Source organism: Streptomyces jeddahensis (genome assembly GCF_001642995.1).
Lineage (GTDB): Bacteria > Actinomycetota > Actinomycetes > Streptomycetales > Streptomycetaceae > Streptomyces > Streptomyces jeddahensis.
The window spans coordinates 134,761-148,353 of the sequence record NZ_LOHS01000075.1; the positions used below are offsets into that span (position 1 = coordinate 134,761).

Below are 13,593 nucleotides of genomic sequence, written 5' to 3' on the forward strand. Positions count from 1 at the left end.
CCGTGTAGAAGTCCTTTACGGGAGAACCTTCCTGCTCCTTGATAGAACTCCAGATCACCCTATGATCCTCAGCGCCATCCGGCCACTCGGCATTCCCGTGGCCCCGACGAAGTCGTCCGTCACCGACGGTTCGCTCCCGGCCCGTACCACGCCTCGTCGAGCGCCTTGTCGAGCGTCGTGGCGGCCATGATCAGCGCGAGGTGCGTGAACGCCTGAGGGAAGTTGCCCAGCTGCTCCCCGCCGGGGCCGATCTCCTCCGCGTAGAGGCCGACGTGGTTGGCGTAGGTGTGCATCTTCTCGAAGGCGTACCGGGCCTGGCGCAGCCGGCCCGCCTGGGCGAGCGCGTCGACGTACAGATAGGTGCAGAGGCTGAACGTGCCCTCCGCGCCCTGCAGTCCGTCGGGTGACGCGGCCGGGTCGTAGCGGTGGACGAGGCTGTCCGAGACGAGAGCCCGTTCGATGGCGTCGAGGGTCGAGAGCCAGCTCGGACTCCTGGGGGCGAGGAAGCCGAGCCGGGGGATGAGCAGGAGGGATGCGTCCAGTACGTCGTCGCCGTAGTGCTGGACGAGAGCCTGTTCCTTCTCGCTCCAGGCGCGTTGCATCACCTGGTCGAGAATCGTGTCGCGCGCGGCCGTCCAGCGCGCGGTGTCCGCGGGCCGGCTGTACTCGGCGGCCAGTTTCAGCCCGCGGTCGAAGGCGACCCAGCACATGACGCGGCTGAAGGTGAAGTCCTTGCGCCCGCCCCGTGTCTCCCACACGCCCTCGTCGGGCCGGTCCCAGTGGTCCGCGAGCCAGTCCAGGGTCGAGGCGATGCCCTTCCAGCCGTGGTAGTCCACCTGCACCCCCACCTCCCGGCCCTCGGCGAGCGCGTACAGCGCGTCTCCGTAGATGTCGAGCTGCAGCTGGCCCGTCGCCGCGTTGCCGACGCGCACCGGATACGAGCCGCAGTAGCCCTCCAGATGGGGCAGCAGCTCCTCGGGGAGCCGGGGATCTCCGTCGACGCGGTACATGATCTGCAGGGGTTCGCCGCCGCTTTCCGCCCCCGCGCGCATCCGGTCCCCGAGCCAGCGGGTGAAGCGGGCCGCCTCGTCGACGAACCCGAGGTCGAGCAGGGCCCGTACGGACAGTGAACCGTCGCGGATCCAGGTGTAGCGGTAGTCCCAGTTGCGCTGGCCGCCCACCTGCTCGGGCAGGCCGGTGGTGGCCGCCGCGACCGGGGCGCCGGTGGGTGCGTACGTCAGCAGCTTGAGCGTGATGGCCGAGCGGTGGACCATGTCCGGCCACCGGCCTCGGTAGCGGGAGGTGCGGATCCAGTACTGCCAGAAGTCGACGGTCGCCCACAGCTGTTCGGTGGCCGACGAGGCGGTGACGCGCGCGGGCGGGGGGCTGTCCGGAGCGCACACGGTGAACACGGCGGCCGCGGACTCGCCGACGCCCAGCGTGACCCTCCCGCGGACGTCGTCCTGATCGCGCTCCAGCGGAAAGCTGCACTGCAGATACGCGGTGACGCCCGGGGCGCGGAAGACGGCCACGGTTTCGTCGTCCGTAGCGCCGCCCGTAGCGCCGCCCGTTTCTCCGTTCAGGGACAGGTGGTGCCGGGCCCGGGCGTAGTCGAAACGTGGCCGGCACTCCAGCTCGAAGCTGACCGTGCCGCGCACCGCCCGTACGAGGCGGAACAGGGTGTGCCGGTCGGAGGGTGTGTCCGTGTCGTTCGGCGGCATGAAGTCGAAGACCTCGCCGACCCCGTCGGGGGACAGGAAGCGGGTCACGAGCACGGCGGTGTCGGGGTAGTAGAGCTGCTTGCATGTGCTGCCGCGCGGATCGGGTGCGAAGCCGAAGTGGCCCCCGTCGTCGTGGTCGAGCAGGGCGGTGAAGACGCTGGGCGAGTCGAAGCGCGGTGCCGGGAACCAGTCCACGACACCGTGGGCCGAGATGAGCGCGGCGGTCTGCAGATCTCCCACGAGGCCGTGGTCGGCGATGGGCGGATAGCGGTCCATGCGACTGTCTCTCGTCGAGACTCCCCGAGGTGTCCTCATTGTCCGGTACGGGCCTCTTGGTGGCGAGCCGTCACAGGGAAGCCGCGGGCCACGCCCCGGACAGCCGACATGCGAGCACGGACCTGTCCGTGCCCGCATGTCGACATTTCCTTACTGGGCTTGGGACTTCTGCAGGGGGCGGTACGCGCCCCGGCGGGGAACTGCGCGACCAGCCACGACGTCGCCGCAGCGAACCGACGGCACATCGCGGCACGACCAGCGGAGCGCCTACGTCGAAGGCTCCCGCCGCGGCGAGCACAGCGCCCAGATGATGAAACCGTCCACGACGATCAGCACGATCGACCAGACAGGGGCATAGGGCAGCCAGATGAAGTTGGCGATCATGCTGAGCCCGGCGAGTGCCACGCCGACGGCACGGGCCCAGGGGGCGCCGGTGAACAGCGCGACACCGGCGATGGTGATGACCACACCGAGAATCATGTGGATCCAGCCCCAGCCGGTGAGGCTGAACGCGTACACGAAGCCGTCATTCACGATGAACACGTTGTCGTTGGCGATCGCCGCTATGCCGACGAAGATCGCCATGATGCCGCCGAACACCATCAGAACCGCGGCGGCGGCGGTCCATCCCGCCACCCAGGGGCTTACGGCCTCCGCGCGGCCCTGTCCCCTGCGTGCGCCGCTGACATGAGTGGCCATGTCGTGGCTCCTTCCACAGAAACGCCCTGAGAGGCGCCCGCCCTGCCGGACGGATGGTCGGAACATGCCATTGCGTCTCCAGGCTGGCACCGCTCCACCTGCGCGGCATCTCGGCGAGGATCATGCCAGGTCGGGCCTCGCTCGCCGCCGGATCGCAGGTGGCCCGACATCCGGCTCCGGGGGTGTCGGGACGGGCCACCGGGGAAGCCGGGATCAGGAGGGGCCGGAAGAGACGGACGGAGGGACGGAGGGGGAAGGAGGAGGGCGTCATGAAGGCACTGGTTTTCCACGGCCGCGGGCAGTCCGCCTGGGAGGACGTTCCCGATCCCGACGTCGTGGACGCCACCGACGCGGTCGTCCGTGTCGACGTCGTCACCATCTGCGGTACCGACCTGCACATCCTCAAGGGCGACGTGCCGGAGGTGCAGCCCGGCACGGTCCTCGGGCACGAAGCGGTCGGCGAGGTCGTCGAGGTGGGCGGGGACGTGCGCTCGGTCCGCCCCGGCGACCGGGTGCTGGTCTCGTGCATCACGGCCTGCGGCCGCTGCCGCTTCTGCCGCGAGGCCATGTACGGGCAGTGCCGCGGCGGCGGGGGCTGGATGCTCGGCAACCTGATCAACGGCACGCAGGCCGAGTACGTCCGCGTGCCCCACGCCGACATGTCCCTGCACGTCCTGCCCGGCACGGTGGACAGCAGGGACGCCGTGCTGCTGGCCGACATCTACCCCACGGCGTACGAGGTGGGCGTGGTGAAGGGCGGCGTACGGCCCGGAGACACCGTCGCCGTCGTCGGTGCCGGGCCCGTCGGGCTGGCCGCGATCGCCGCAGCCGGGCTGTACTCGCCCGAGAGGATCATCGCCGTCGACCTGGCGCCCACCCGCCTCGACGCGGCCAAGCACCTCGGCGCCGACGCCGTGGCCGCCCCCGAGGAGGGCCCCGACGAGCTGGTCGCCGATCTCACCGACGGGCTCGGGGCCGACGTCGTCATCGAAGCGGTGGGCGTGCCCGAGAGTTTCGAGCTGTGCACCCGCATGGTGCGGCCCGGCGGGCACCTCGCCAACATCGGCGTGCACGGCGAGCCCGCGACCCTCCACCTCGAAGACCTGTGGCGCAGGAACGTGACGATCACCACCGGAGTCGTCGACACGCACTCCACGCCGATGCTGCTGCGCATGCTCGCCGCCGGACGCCTGCCGGTGTCGTCCCTGGTCACGCACGCCTTCCCGCCGGACGCGATGGAGGAGGCGTACGACGTCTTCGCCCGGGCCGCCGACACGGGCGCGCTCAAGGTCGTCCTCGCCGAGCAGCACGACGCCCTGCTGGTCAAGGGGGCCGACGAAAGGAAGTGACCGGCCGTGTCCGAGCAGACGCATTCAAGCGCGGGATCCGCGAGGGCGGGGACGGCCCGTGGCGACATCGGGCGCCGCATCCAGCAGCGGCGCGAGGAACTCGGTCTCACCCGGAAGGAGACGGCCGTCCGGGCGGGCACGGCCCCCGGATATCTGCAGTACCTGGAGGAGAATCCGGCGGCGGCACCCGGCATCGGCATCCTCATCAGGCTGGCCGACACCCTGCACACCACGGTGGCGGCCCTGTGCGGCGGGGCCGCCGATCTCCCACCGGGCACGGGCCGGGCCGCCTACCACCCCGAGCTGGTCGAGCTGAGCCCCGACGAGTGCCGGGCGCGACTGGCCACGCACGGCGTCGGGCGACTCGCGATACCCACCCCCATGGGGCCGGTCATCATGCCGGTCAACTACAGCGTCATCGACGGTGCGGTCGTCTACTGCACCGCGCACGGCACGGAACCGGCGGCCGCCGCCGGTACCGAGGTCGGCTTCGAGATCGACCGCATCGACGACGCGCTCAGCCAGGGCTGGAGCGTGCTCGTCCGGGGCCACGCCCGGGCCGTGACGGACCCCGATGACGTACGCAGGCTGGAGGAGCGGGCGTACACCGCGCCCTGGGCTGGCGGCGAACGCGACATGTGGGTGCGCATCGAGACCGTGAGCATCTCGGGCCGGGAGATCGCGGTCTTATACGGCGTCAGGCATGCGGAACGACCGCCACGGGCGCGGCCGCATGGTGGAGCACCGCGTGGGCGACCGCGCCGAGGCGCATGCCGAGATGTAGCCGGCGCATCCGGCGGCCGACGACCAGGAGCCCGGCCCGGGCCGCGGCGTCCAGCATGACGCCGGACGGATAGGCGAGGTCGACGGTCTCTTCCACGTCGACCTGCGGATACCGCTTCCGCCACGGTTCCAGGACCTCGGCGAGGGCCCGCTCCTTCTGCGCGGGTACTCCCTCCGTCCCGCCGGCGGACATCTCCTCGGCGGACTCGCCGTATCCGTACACGGGCCGCAGCCGCCACGCGTGTACGGCGCGCAGCGTCGCCCCACGGGCGGCCGCCGCGGCGAACGCGAAGTCCAGGAGCGGTCCGGCGGGTTCGGCGAGGTCCTGGACGCCGACGACCACTTCGTCGGCGTCGTGCTCCTCCGTGGACCGCTCGTTCGCCCGCACCATCACCACCGGACCCTTCGCCCTGGCGAGCACCCGCAGGCCGACGGACCCCAGCACGAAGCCGGCCACGGCTCCGTGTCCGCTGGAGCCCAGTACCAGCATCTCGGCGTGCTCCGCGTGCTCCGCCAGGGCCTCGGACGCCGGTCCTGACAGCTCCTCCACAGTGATCGTGAGTCCCGGAAGACGGGCCCGCAGGGCGTACTCGGTGTCCCTCAGCATGGTGCGGGCCCACTGCTTCTGCGCGTCGAGGTCCCGCGGCGCCGGCATGTCGTGCGCCTGCCAGATCCAGCCGTGCACCAGACGGAGCGCGAGCGAGCGGCGTCGCGCCTCGCGCGCGGCCCAGTCCGCGGCGGCCAGACTCTCCGGGGAACCGTCCACGCCGACGGCGATGGGCAGGGGGTCACGCATCGAAGGACACCTCCGCGTCCGGGACGGCCGGGCACCGGCGTCGTCCTCGTCCACTCGCCGTCCAGTATCCGCGCGTCACAGCCGCGCCGCTCTTCGCCAACGGCGGCCGACGGTCGTACGACCTCAGATGACCTTCAGCCGTACCAGCGCGCCGAGCACCAACGCGCCCGGCAGCAGCGGCAGCCACACCGTGATGATCCGGAACGCCAGGACCACCGCGGTCGCCACAGCCGCGGGTGCGCCCGCCGCGACCAGCGCGACCACGAGCGCGGCCTCCACCGAGCCGAGACCGCCCGGCGTGGGCACCAGGGCCACCGCCACCGTCGCCGCGAGATACGCCACCGCCATGTGTGCCACCGGGATCCGCAGTCCCAGCGCCTGTCCGACCGCCACCAGAACGGCCGCCTGCAGCGCGGGAAAGGCCAGCGAGCCGCCCCACAGCGCCAGGGCGCGGGCCGGCCGGGTGTGCACACCGCGGGCCTCGCCGAGGGCGGTGCGCAGGAAGCCGAACACGGCCGTACGCAGGCGGCGTACGACCAGAAGCACGGCGAGCGCGACACAGAGCGCCGCACCGGTGGCGATCAGCAGCGGCCCGACGGCCCCGTCGGGAAGGAGAGTCCCCAGCCGCAGCGCGTTGGGAAAGACGAACAGCAGCACCAGCAGCAGGCCGACCCGGCCGACCGACTCGGCCAGCAGATACAGCGCCAGGGCGGCCGACGAGCGGGCGAGCGGCACTCCGCACACCGCCATGAACCGCAGGTTCACCGCGCTCGCGCCCAGGCCCGACGGCAGCAGATGGTTCGCCGCGCCCGCCGCGAACTGCGTGGCGAGCAAGCGAAGGGACGGCAGCCTCTCGACCAGGGCGCCCTGCCGGGTGAACGCCGCGGCGACCCAGGTAAGGCAGGTGGCCCCCGCCGCCGCGAGCAGCCACGGCCACTCGGCGCCCGCCAGCCTGCGGAAACCCTCCTCGAGCACCGACCAGTGGCGCACCGCGACGACCAGCACCAGGGCCAGCGGAAGCAGACAGAGCACCTCCCGCACGGGCAGGCGCCGGGGGAGCCCTTCAGGGCGTCGCACTCGTACGGCGGTCACACCGCCAGAGGCTCCCATACCGTCCCAACTCCGGGTAGCGGGCACGCAGACGGGGGTTGACGTGCGGGTCACGACCTTCCCCAGGACCGGGTCACGACCTACCCCGCAGATCTCTCTCGATGCCTTGACCTCGACAATGCTTGAGGTTCTACCGTCCTATTCATGAGCATGGAGACCACCGCCTGGGTCCAGCTGCACAGCGTCATGAACGCGCAGCAGGACCGCCGCCCCTTCGCCCGCGCCACTCTGCGCCGTATCGGTGCCTTCGCGCGCCCCCACCGGCGGCGCATCGCACTGTTCGTGCTGCTCAGCATCGCGACCGCGCTGCTCGCCGTGGCCACGCCGGTCCTGGCGGGACGCGTCGTCGACGCGATCGTGTCTGGGCACGACTCCGGCACGGTCGTCCGGCTCGCCGGGCTCATCGCCCTCATCGCGCTCGCCGAGGCGGGGCTCGGCCTGCTCGGCCGCTGGCTGTCGGCGACCCTCGGCGAGGGGCTGATCCTCGATCTGCGGTCGGCGGTCTTCGACCACGTGCAGCGGATGCCGGTCGCCTTCTTCACGCGTACGCGTACGGGGGCGCTCGTCAGCCGTCTCAACAACGACGTCATCGGCGCGCAGCGGGCGTTCAGCAACACGCTCTCCGGCGTGGTCGGCAACATCGTCACGCTGCTGCTCACGCTCGCGGTCATGCTCACCCTGTCCTGGCAGATCACCCTCCTCGCGCTCGTCCTGCTGCCGATCTTCGTCGTGCCCGCGCGCCGTATGGGCAGCCGGATGGCGAGGATGCAGCGGGAGGCCGCCAACCTCAACGCCGCGATGGGCACCCGGATGACCGAGCGGTTCTCCGCACCCGGCGCGACCCTCGTGAAGCTCTTCGGGCGGCCCGACGAGGAGTCCGCGGAATTCTCGGCCCGCGCCCGCCGCGTGCGGGACATCGGCGTGCGCACGGCCATGGCCCAGTCGGCCTTCATGACCGCCCTCACCCTCGTCTCCGCACTGGCGCTCGCGCTGGTCTACGGCCTGGGCGGCTACTACGCGCTGCACGGCAGCCTGGAGCCGGGCGCCGTCGTCGCGCTCGCCCTGCTGCTCACCCGCCTCTACGCGCCGCTGACCTCCCTGGCCGGCGCCCGCGTCGAGGTCATGAGCGCACTCGTCAGCTTCGAGCGGGTCTTCGAAGTCCTCGACCTCAAGCCGCTGATCGAGGAGAAGCCGGACGCCCGGAGCGTCCCGGAGGGGCCGGTGTCGGTCGAGTTCGACGGCGTCCGCTTCGGTTACCCGTCCGCGGACAAGGTCTCCCTCGCATCGCTCGAGGAGGTCGCCTCGCTGGACACCCGCGGCGGCACGGAGGTGCTGCACGGCGTCTCCTTCCGGGCCGAACCCGGCCAGACCGTCGCGCTCGTCGGCTCGTCGGGGGCGGGCAAGTCGACCATCGCACAGCTGCTGCCGCGCCTGTACGACGCCGACGAAGGCGCCGTACGCATCGGCGGCGTCGACGTACGCGACCTGTCCGCCGCCTCCCTGCGCGAGACCCTCGGCATGGTCACCCAGGACGGCCACCTGTTCCACGACACGGTCCGCGCCAACCTGCTGCTCGCCCGGCCCGACGCCGGTGACGACGACCTGTGGGACGTGCTGCGGCGCGCCCGGCTCGAGGACCTCGTCCGCTCGCTGCCCGACGGCCTGGACACGGTCGTCGGCGAACGCGGCTACCGGCTCTCCGGCGGAGAACGCCAGCGCCTGACCATCGCCCGCCTGCTGCTCGCCCGTCAGCGCGTCGTCATCCTCGACGAGGCCACGGCCCACCTCGACAACACCTCGGAGGCCGCCGTGCAGGAGGCTCTCACCGAGGCCCTGGACGGCCGCACCGCCGTTGTGATCGCCCACCGGCTGTCCACGGTGCGCGCCGCCGACCTCATCCTCGTCATCGAGGGCGGGCGGGTCGTGGAGCGCGGCACCCACGAGGAGCTCCTGGCGGCGGATGGGCGGTACGCCCAGCTGTACCGGACGCAGTTCCAGAAGCCCGCCACAGATGCGACGTCCGGAGCGGCGGCGATAGCAGGACACCGCAGCTCACAGCTCATTCGTGATCCTCAATCCCTCGACCGTGGTACGGCCATCGGCGTGAAGATGTAGCAGTTAACGCACGATGGCAGCCTGCCGACAATCCCGGCTACTGAGAATGCAGTACTTACAGGGCTGGGGCGAAGACCCCAGAGAACCGGACGGGCTGGAAGATCCAGCCCGTCCGGGTCTCTCGGCGATGTGGGGCAGGCGCAGGCGATCAGGCCCAGGGCGTGACCGCCGTGAACGAGCTGTCCGCGCGGAAGGTGTCCGTGTCCTGGTAGAGATCCACCCGCAGCTCGTAGTTGTAGTGGCGCAGATAGCGGCCGGGGTAGTTGTACGACTCCAGCCGGACGGATCCACTCGCCGTGCCCGGGCGGGCACAGTACGTGGCGTCCTTCCTGAAGACGTCCGAGCCGTCGTTGCTGTCGAAGCGGGCCCGGAAATCCCAGTGCCGCAGATAGCGGCCGGCCGAGTCGCGGAACGAGTAGCAGTTGGCGTCCGCCAGGCCGGGCACGATCGTCCACGTGGCGCTCTGCTTGACGGCCGCCGTGCTGGAGGACGTCACCGGATCGACATAACCCAGACTGTCCGAGCGGACGACGGCGTAACGGCCCGGATAGTTCACCGACTGCAGCGACCGGGTGGTGTTCGTCGGGAGGGTGGCTCCGCCGGGGACGGTCTCCTTGAGCACGGTGAGATGGCGTACGAAGCCGGTCAGGCCGGGCAGTTCGGTGGGCGTCGACCAGGTGGCGAAGTTGTCGTAGCTGTCGCTGTACCAGTACTTCCCGGCGGAGTAGCCGTCGAAGTAGATCCGCCACCCGCCGTTGTCGAGCTGGACCAGCGCCGGGCCCTCCACATAGGACCCGAAGCCCGCCCAGTTGCCCGTCTTCTGGAAGGTGTACGGGCCGGTGAGGCTGGAGGCGGTGGCGTACTCGATGTACTTCGTCGTCTCGTTCTTGGTGAACGCGTGGTAGGTGGAGCCGATCTTGACGATGAAGGTGTCGATGTAGTTCGGGCCGAGGCCGGACAGCAGCGTGGGAGGGGACCAGGCCGTCAGGGATGCGTTGGTCGCGGTGAGCTTGTACGGCTTGAAGATCCACTCGCCGTCGGCCGCGACGGACGCCGACAGGATGATGTTGACGCTGCCGTCCGTGTCGAGGAACCACTCGGGCGCCCAGGCGCGCTGCAGCCCGCTGATCGGGACCGTGTAGTCGTACAGGAAGGTCCAGTTGAGGCGGTCGGTGGAGCGGGCGAAGCCGATGGTGGTGGACAGGTCCGACCAGGTACGGGTGGTGTAGGTCAGGTAGTAGTAGCCGTCGGTGTGCCGGAAGATGCTGGGGTCGCGGATCAGGCCGGACGGCGGGGTGTACGCCGGGCCTTTCCGGAGCGTGAAACCGGTGCCGTCCGGCGAGTCGTAGACGTACATGTTCGACTCGCTGCTGTTGGTGAACGCGGTCATCGTGTACCGCGTCGCCGAACCGGGCGCAGGATGCGCAGCCTGCGCGGCAGGGGCGGTGATGCCGACCAGTACGGCCGCCAGGGTCGCGATGAGCGCGAGCAGGCCTCGCATGGGTCTCTTCATTGAAACCTCCGTGGGGGAAAGGGCCCTGAATACGCGTCACTCGGTACGCGCCACTCGGTACGCGTCACTCCGCGTAGAACGTCGCGTCCGCCTTGGCGGTCGTCGTGTCGGCGGGCTGGACGTAGAGCAGGTAGTCGTAGTGCCGGAGGTAGCGGCCCGGGTAGTTGTACGACTCGAAGGAGACCCCGTCGGCCGTGTCGGAGAGGCCCGCCCGCCGGTGGAAGCTGGCGTCGTTCTTGAAGGTGGCCGTGCCGTCGTCCTTCTCCACCCAGACCTCGAAGTTCTTGTGCCGGAGGTAGTAGCCGGGGTAGTTGGCCGATTCGAGCGAGACCGTGCCGCTGCCGGCGAGCCCGGTCACCACGCGGAACTGGGAGTCGGCGAGGTTCGTGACGTTCGGTTCGATCTTGGCGCGGAACTCCCAGTGGCGGATGTACCGGTCGGGGAAGTTGTACGAGGAGAAGCGGACCGGGGTGACGCCGTCGGCGACAGGGATGCCGAAGTTGGGGGTACCGTCGGCGTTCCAGTACAGCTTCTGGTACCGGGTGCGGCGGTTGGGGTCGTTCAGCGGGTCACCGCTGATGTCCTTGTAGTCGCGGTCGTGGTAGACCAGGATGTCCGACTTGCCGTCCTCGGACGTGGTGAAGGTGTTGTGGCCGGGACCGTACTGGCCGGTCGCGGCGTTGCTGGCGAAGACCGGGTTGGGGTTCTTCGTCCAGGAGGCCGGGTTCATCAGGTCGGCGGTGGCGTTGGCGGTCAGCAGGCCCAGGCAGTAGTTGCTGTCGGTGGCGCTGGCGGAGAAGGTCATGAAGACCTTGCCGTTCTTCTGGATGACGGCCGGACCCTCGTTGACCGTGTGGCCGACCTTCTCCCAGGCGTTGGTGGGCCGGGAGATCATGACCGGGCTGCCGGTGATGGTCCAGGGACTGGACATCCTGGCGAGGTAGATGTTGGTGCCGTCGCCGACCGCCGGGTCGTTCTGCGCCCAGCTCAGATAGCGGGTGCCGTTGTGCACGAAGGTGGTGGCGTCCAGCGAGAAGGTGTCCAGGGGCAGTGCGATGCGGCCCTTCTCGGTCCACGTGCCGGTGAGCGGGTTGGCAGCGCTGGTCTCCAGGACGTACGGCCGGATCTTCCAGATGTCGTTGGAGGCGCCGGCGGCGAAGTAGACGTACCACTTGCCGTCGATGAAGTGGATCTCCGGGGCCCAGATGTGGGCGCCCATCTCACCGCTGGCGTGCTTGGTCCAGATGGTGGTCTCGGCGGCCGTGGACAGCCCCTGGAGAGTGGTGGCCCGGCGCATGACGATCTTGTCGTACGCGGGGACTGTCGCGGTGAAGTAGTAGTAGCCGTCCGTGTGCTTGTAGATGTGCGGGTCGGCTCGCTGTTCGGCGATCGGGTTGGTGAACGTCACGGCCGGTGAGGCGGGGGCGGCCGCGTGGGCGGGTGTTCCGGTGGTCAGTACGGCGAGTGCGGCGAGCACCGCCGTCACCACACGGGCGATGAGGCGTCTCATGGGGGGTGGTCTTCTCCTGGTCAGGTCAGATGTGGTGGGGGCAGGCGGTCAGGTGGTGGGCCTGAGCTGCCACTGCTGGCAGTTGTTGTTCAGCCAGGTCCACTGGCGTACGTCGGTGCCGTTGGCCGTACCGCAGTTGGCGACGTCGGCGACCTTGCCGCTGCTCGCGTTCACGAGACGCACGTGGTCGGCTCCGGTGTAGACGAGACGGAACCGCTGGCAGGTGTTGTTGAGCCAGGACCACTGCCGGATGTCCGCACCGTCGGTGCTGGAGCAGTCGGCGACATCCATGACCTTGCCGGTGGCCACGTTCACCAGGCGGCTCGTGTCGTCGGCCTGGTCCTCGATACGCCACTTCTGGTTGGCGCCGCCGTTGCAGGTCCACTGGAAAACGTTGGTGCCGTCAGCGGTGTTGCCGCCCTCGACGTCCAGGCACTTGCCGCTGTTGCGGTTGACGATCGTGTACGCCGTCGGCGTGGTGGCCGTCTCCCCGGCGGGACCGGGCAGGGTGGTGCCGAGCGCGACCGGCGTTCCGAAGTTCGGCGTGCCGTCCGCGTTCCACGTGAACTTCTGTGCCCGTGTGGTGCGGCCGTTGCCGCAGCCGCCGTTCGCCGTGCTGTTGCCGTGGTAGACGATCCAGTTCTCAGTGCCGTCCGGCGAGGTGAAGAATCCGTTGTGGCCCGGACCGTAGACCCCAGCCGCGTCGTTGCGCTGGAAGACGGGCGTCTGCTTCTTCGTCCAGGAGGCCGGGTTGAGCGGGTCACTGCCCGTGAGTTCGAGCTGGCCCAGCTTGTAGTCCGCGGTCTGGCAGGAGCTGGCGGAGAAGGTGAGGAACGTCCTGCCGTTGTGGTACAGCGGTTCGGGACCCTCGTTGACCGGGTTGCCGGAGGTCTCCCAGGTCAGGGTGGGGCTCGAGATAATGGTGAAGGTGGAGCTGCTCAGCGTGTACGGGTTGCTCATCGGGGCGATGACGAGGCTCTGCGTACTGCCGTTGATGAAGCCGCTGCCCACCAGGTACAGCCTGTTGTCGTGTTTGAGGACGCTGGCGTCGATGAGCCAGCCGCCGGGGCTCAGGTTGGAGCCCGTGAGGGTGTTCTTGTAGGTGTACGGGCCCATCGGGTCGGAGCCCGCGCTCTCCAGGACGTGGGTGCGCTGGGAGTCGCAGCAGGCGGCGCCGCGCTGGCCGGCCGAGTAGTAGAGGTACCACTTGCCGTCGAAGAAGTGGATCTCCGGCGCCCACATGTTCCAGTTACGGCCCGATGCAGTGTCCGACCACACCTGGACGCTGGGGGCGGTTGCCAGCCCGGCGAGCGTCGGCGACTTGCGCATGGTCAGCTCGTTGGTGAACGAGGTCGTCACCAGGTAGTAGTTGCCGTTGTAGTACTCCAGCCAGGGGTCGGCACCCTTCACCGACTTGATCGGGTTTGTGTACGGGCGCCCCTCCGCTGCGGCGGCGGGCTGGACGGCGACCGGTACGAGCATCACCAGAAGCGCGGCCACGAGGGTGAGCCAGTAGCGGGTGCGGAACACGGCGGGTCCCCTTCTGACGGTCACAAATGCTCGAAATTTCGAACAATGTGCGTAACTTCGAGCAGAAGATAGGGACAGGTGGTGTACGCGTCAACGCTTCTGGCAAATTTGGTTTTCTTCGGTTTTCCGTTACGTAAAGAATCGCGTGGCCGGGCAGTAAAGCCTTCCGCGCTTACCGGACGGGATGTGGC

At 69.7% G+C, this 13,593-nt stretch carries 9 protein-coding genes and 1 pseudogene; 3 read left to right on the top strand and 7 right to left on the bottom strand.

Annotated elements, in window-relative coordinates; genetic code table 11:
- Nucleotides 1–119: 119 nt before the first annotated feature.
- Nucleotides 120–1,997 carry a glycoside hydrolase family 15 protein gene (locus STSP_RS14840; protein WP_067277260.1) on the bottom strand — a complete coding sequence of 626 codons (1,878 nt, stop codon included), beginning with the start codon at nt 1,995–1,997 and terminating at the stop codon, nt 120–122.
- 267 nt (nt 1,998–2,264) lie between these two features.
- On the bottom strand, nt 2,265–2,696 hold the full coding sequence (locus tag STSP_RS14845) for a DUF7144 family membrane protein (RefSeq protein ID WP_067277263.1): 432 nt from the start codon (nt 2,694–2,696) through the stop codon (nt 2,265–2,267).
- A gap of 269 nt (nt 2,697–2,965) precedes the next feature.
- Between STSP_RS14845 and STSP_RS14850 the strand changes: the two genes are divergently transcribed.
- Complete coding sequence (locus STSP_RS14850; protein ID WP_067277265.1) at nt 2,966–4,045, top strand: alcohol dehydrogenase catalytic domain-containing protein; 1,080 nt, start codon at nt 2,966–2,968, stop codon at nt 4,043–4,045.
- A 6-nt stretch (nt 4,046–4,051) separates the two neighbouring features.
- Nucleotides 4,052–4,708: pseudogene (locus STSP_RS37075) on the top strand (helix-turn-helix domain-containing protein); the annotation flags it as partial.
- Between the two features lie 34 nt (nt 4,709–4,742).
- On the opposite strand, the gene STSP_RS14855 reads toward STSP_RS37075, so the two are convergent.
- Both STSP_RS14855 and STSP_RS14860 read right to left on the bottom strand, forming a co-directional pair.
- A complete protein-coding gene (locus tag STSP_RS14855; RefSeq protein WP_067277267.1) occupies nt 4,743–5,624 on the bottom strand; it encodes a universal stress protein in 882 nt (293 codons plus the stop codon).
- Between the two features lie 123 nt (nt 5,625–5,747).
- On the bottom strand, nt 5,748–6,734 hold the full coding sequence (locus STSP_RS14860; protein ID WP_198547343.1) for a lysylphosphatidylglycerol synthase transmembrane domain-containing protein: 987 nt from the start codon (nt 6,732–6,734) through the stop codon (nt 5,748–5,750).
- A 150-nt stretch (nt 6,735–6,884) separates the two neighbouring features.
- On the opposite strand from STSP_RS14860, the gene STSP_RS14865 reads away from it, so the two are divergent.
- Nucleotides 6,885–8,849 (top strand): ABC transporter ATP-binding protein, encoded by a 1,965-nt coding sequence (locus tag STSP_RS14865; RefSeq protein ID WP_198547346.1) that lies wholly within the window; start codon nt 6,885–6,887, stop codon nt 8,847–8,849.
- Nucleotides 8,850–8,997: 148 nt separating this feature from the next.
- Here the strand turns inward: STSP_RS14865 and STSP_RS14870 are convergent, their stop codons facing one another.
- The 3 genes from STSP_RS14870 to STSP_RS14880 all read right to left on the bottom strand — a co-directional run bounded on the left by STSP_RS14870 (nt 8,998) and on the right by STSP_RS14880 (nt 13,354).
- Nucleotides 8,998–10,362, bottom strand: coding sequence for a glycoside hydrolase family 43 protein (locus STSP_RS14870; protein WP_067277270.1), 1,365 nt, complete (start codon nt 10,360–10,362; stop codon nt 8,998–9,000).
- Between the two features lie 64 nt (nt 10,363–10,426).
- On the bottom strand, nt 10,427–11,872 hold the full coding sequence (locus STSP_RS14875) for a family 43 glycosylhydrolase (RefSeq protein ID WP_078067179.1): 1,446 nt from the start codon (nt 11,870–11,872) through the stop codon (nt 10,427–10,429).
- Nucleotides 11,873–11,920: 48 nt separating this feature from the next.
- Nucleotides 11,921–13,354 (bottom strand): family 43 glycosylhydrolase, encoded by a 1,434-nt coding sequence (locus STSP_RS14880; RefSeq protein WP_067277434.1) that lies wholly within the window; start codon nt 13,352–13,354, stop codon nt 11,921–11,923.
- Between the last annotated feature and the right edge of the window lie 239 nt (nt 13,355–13,593).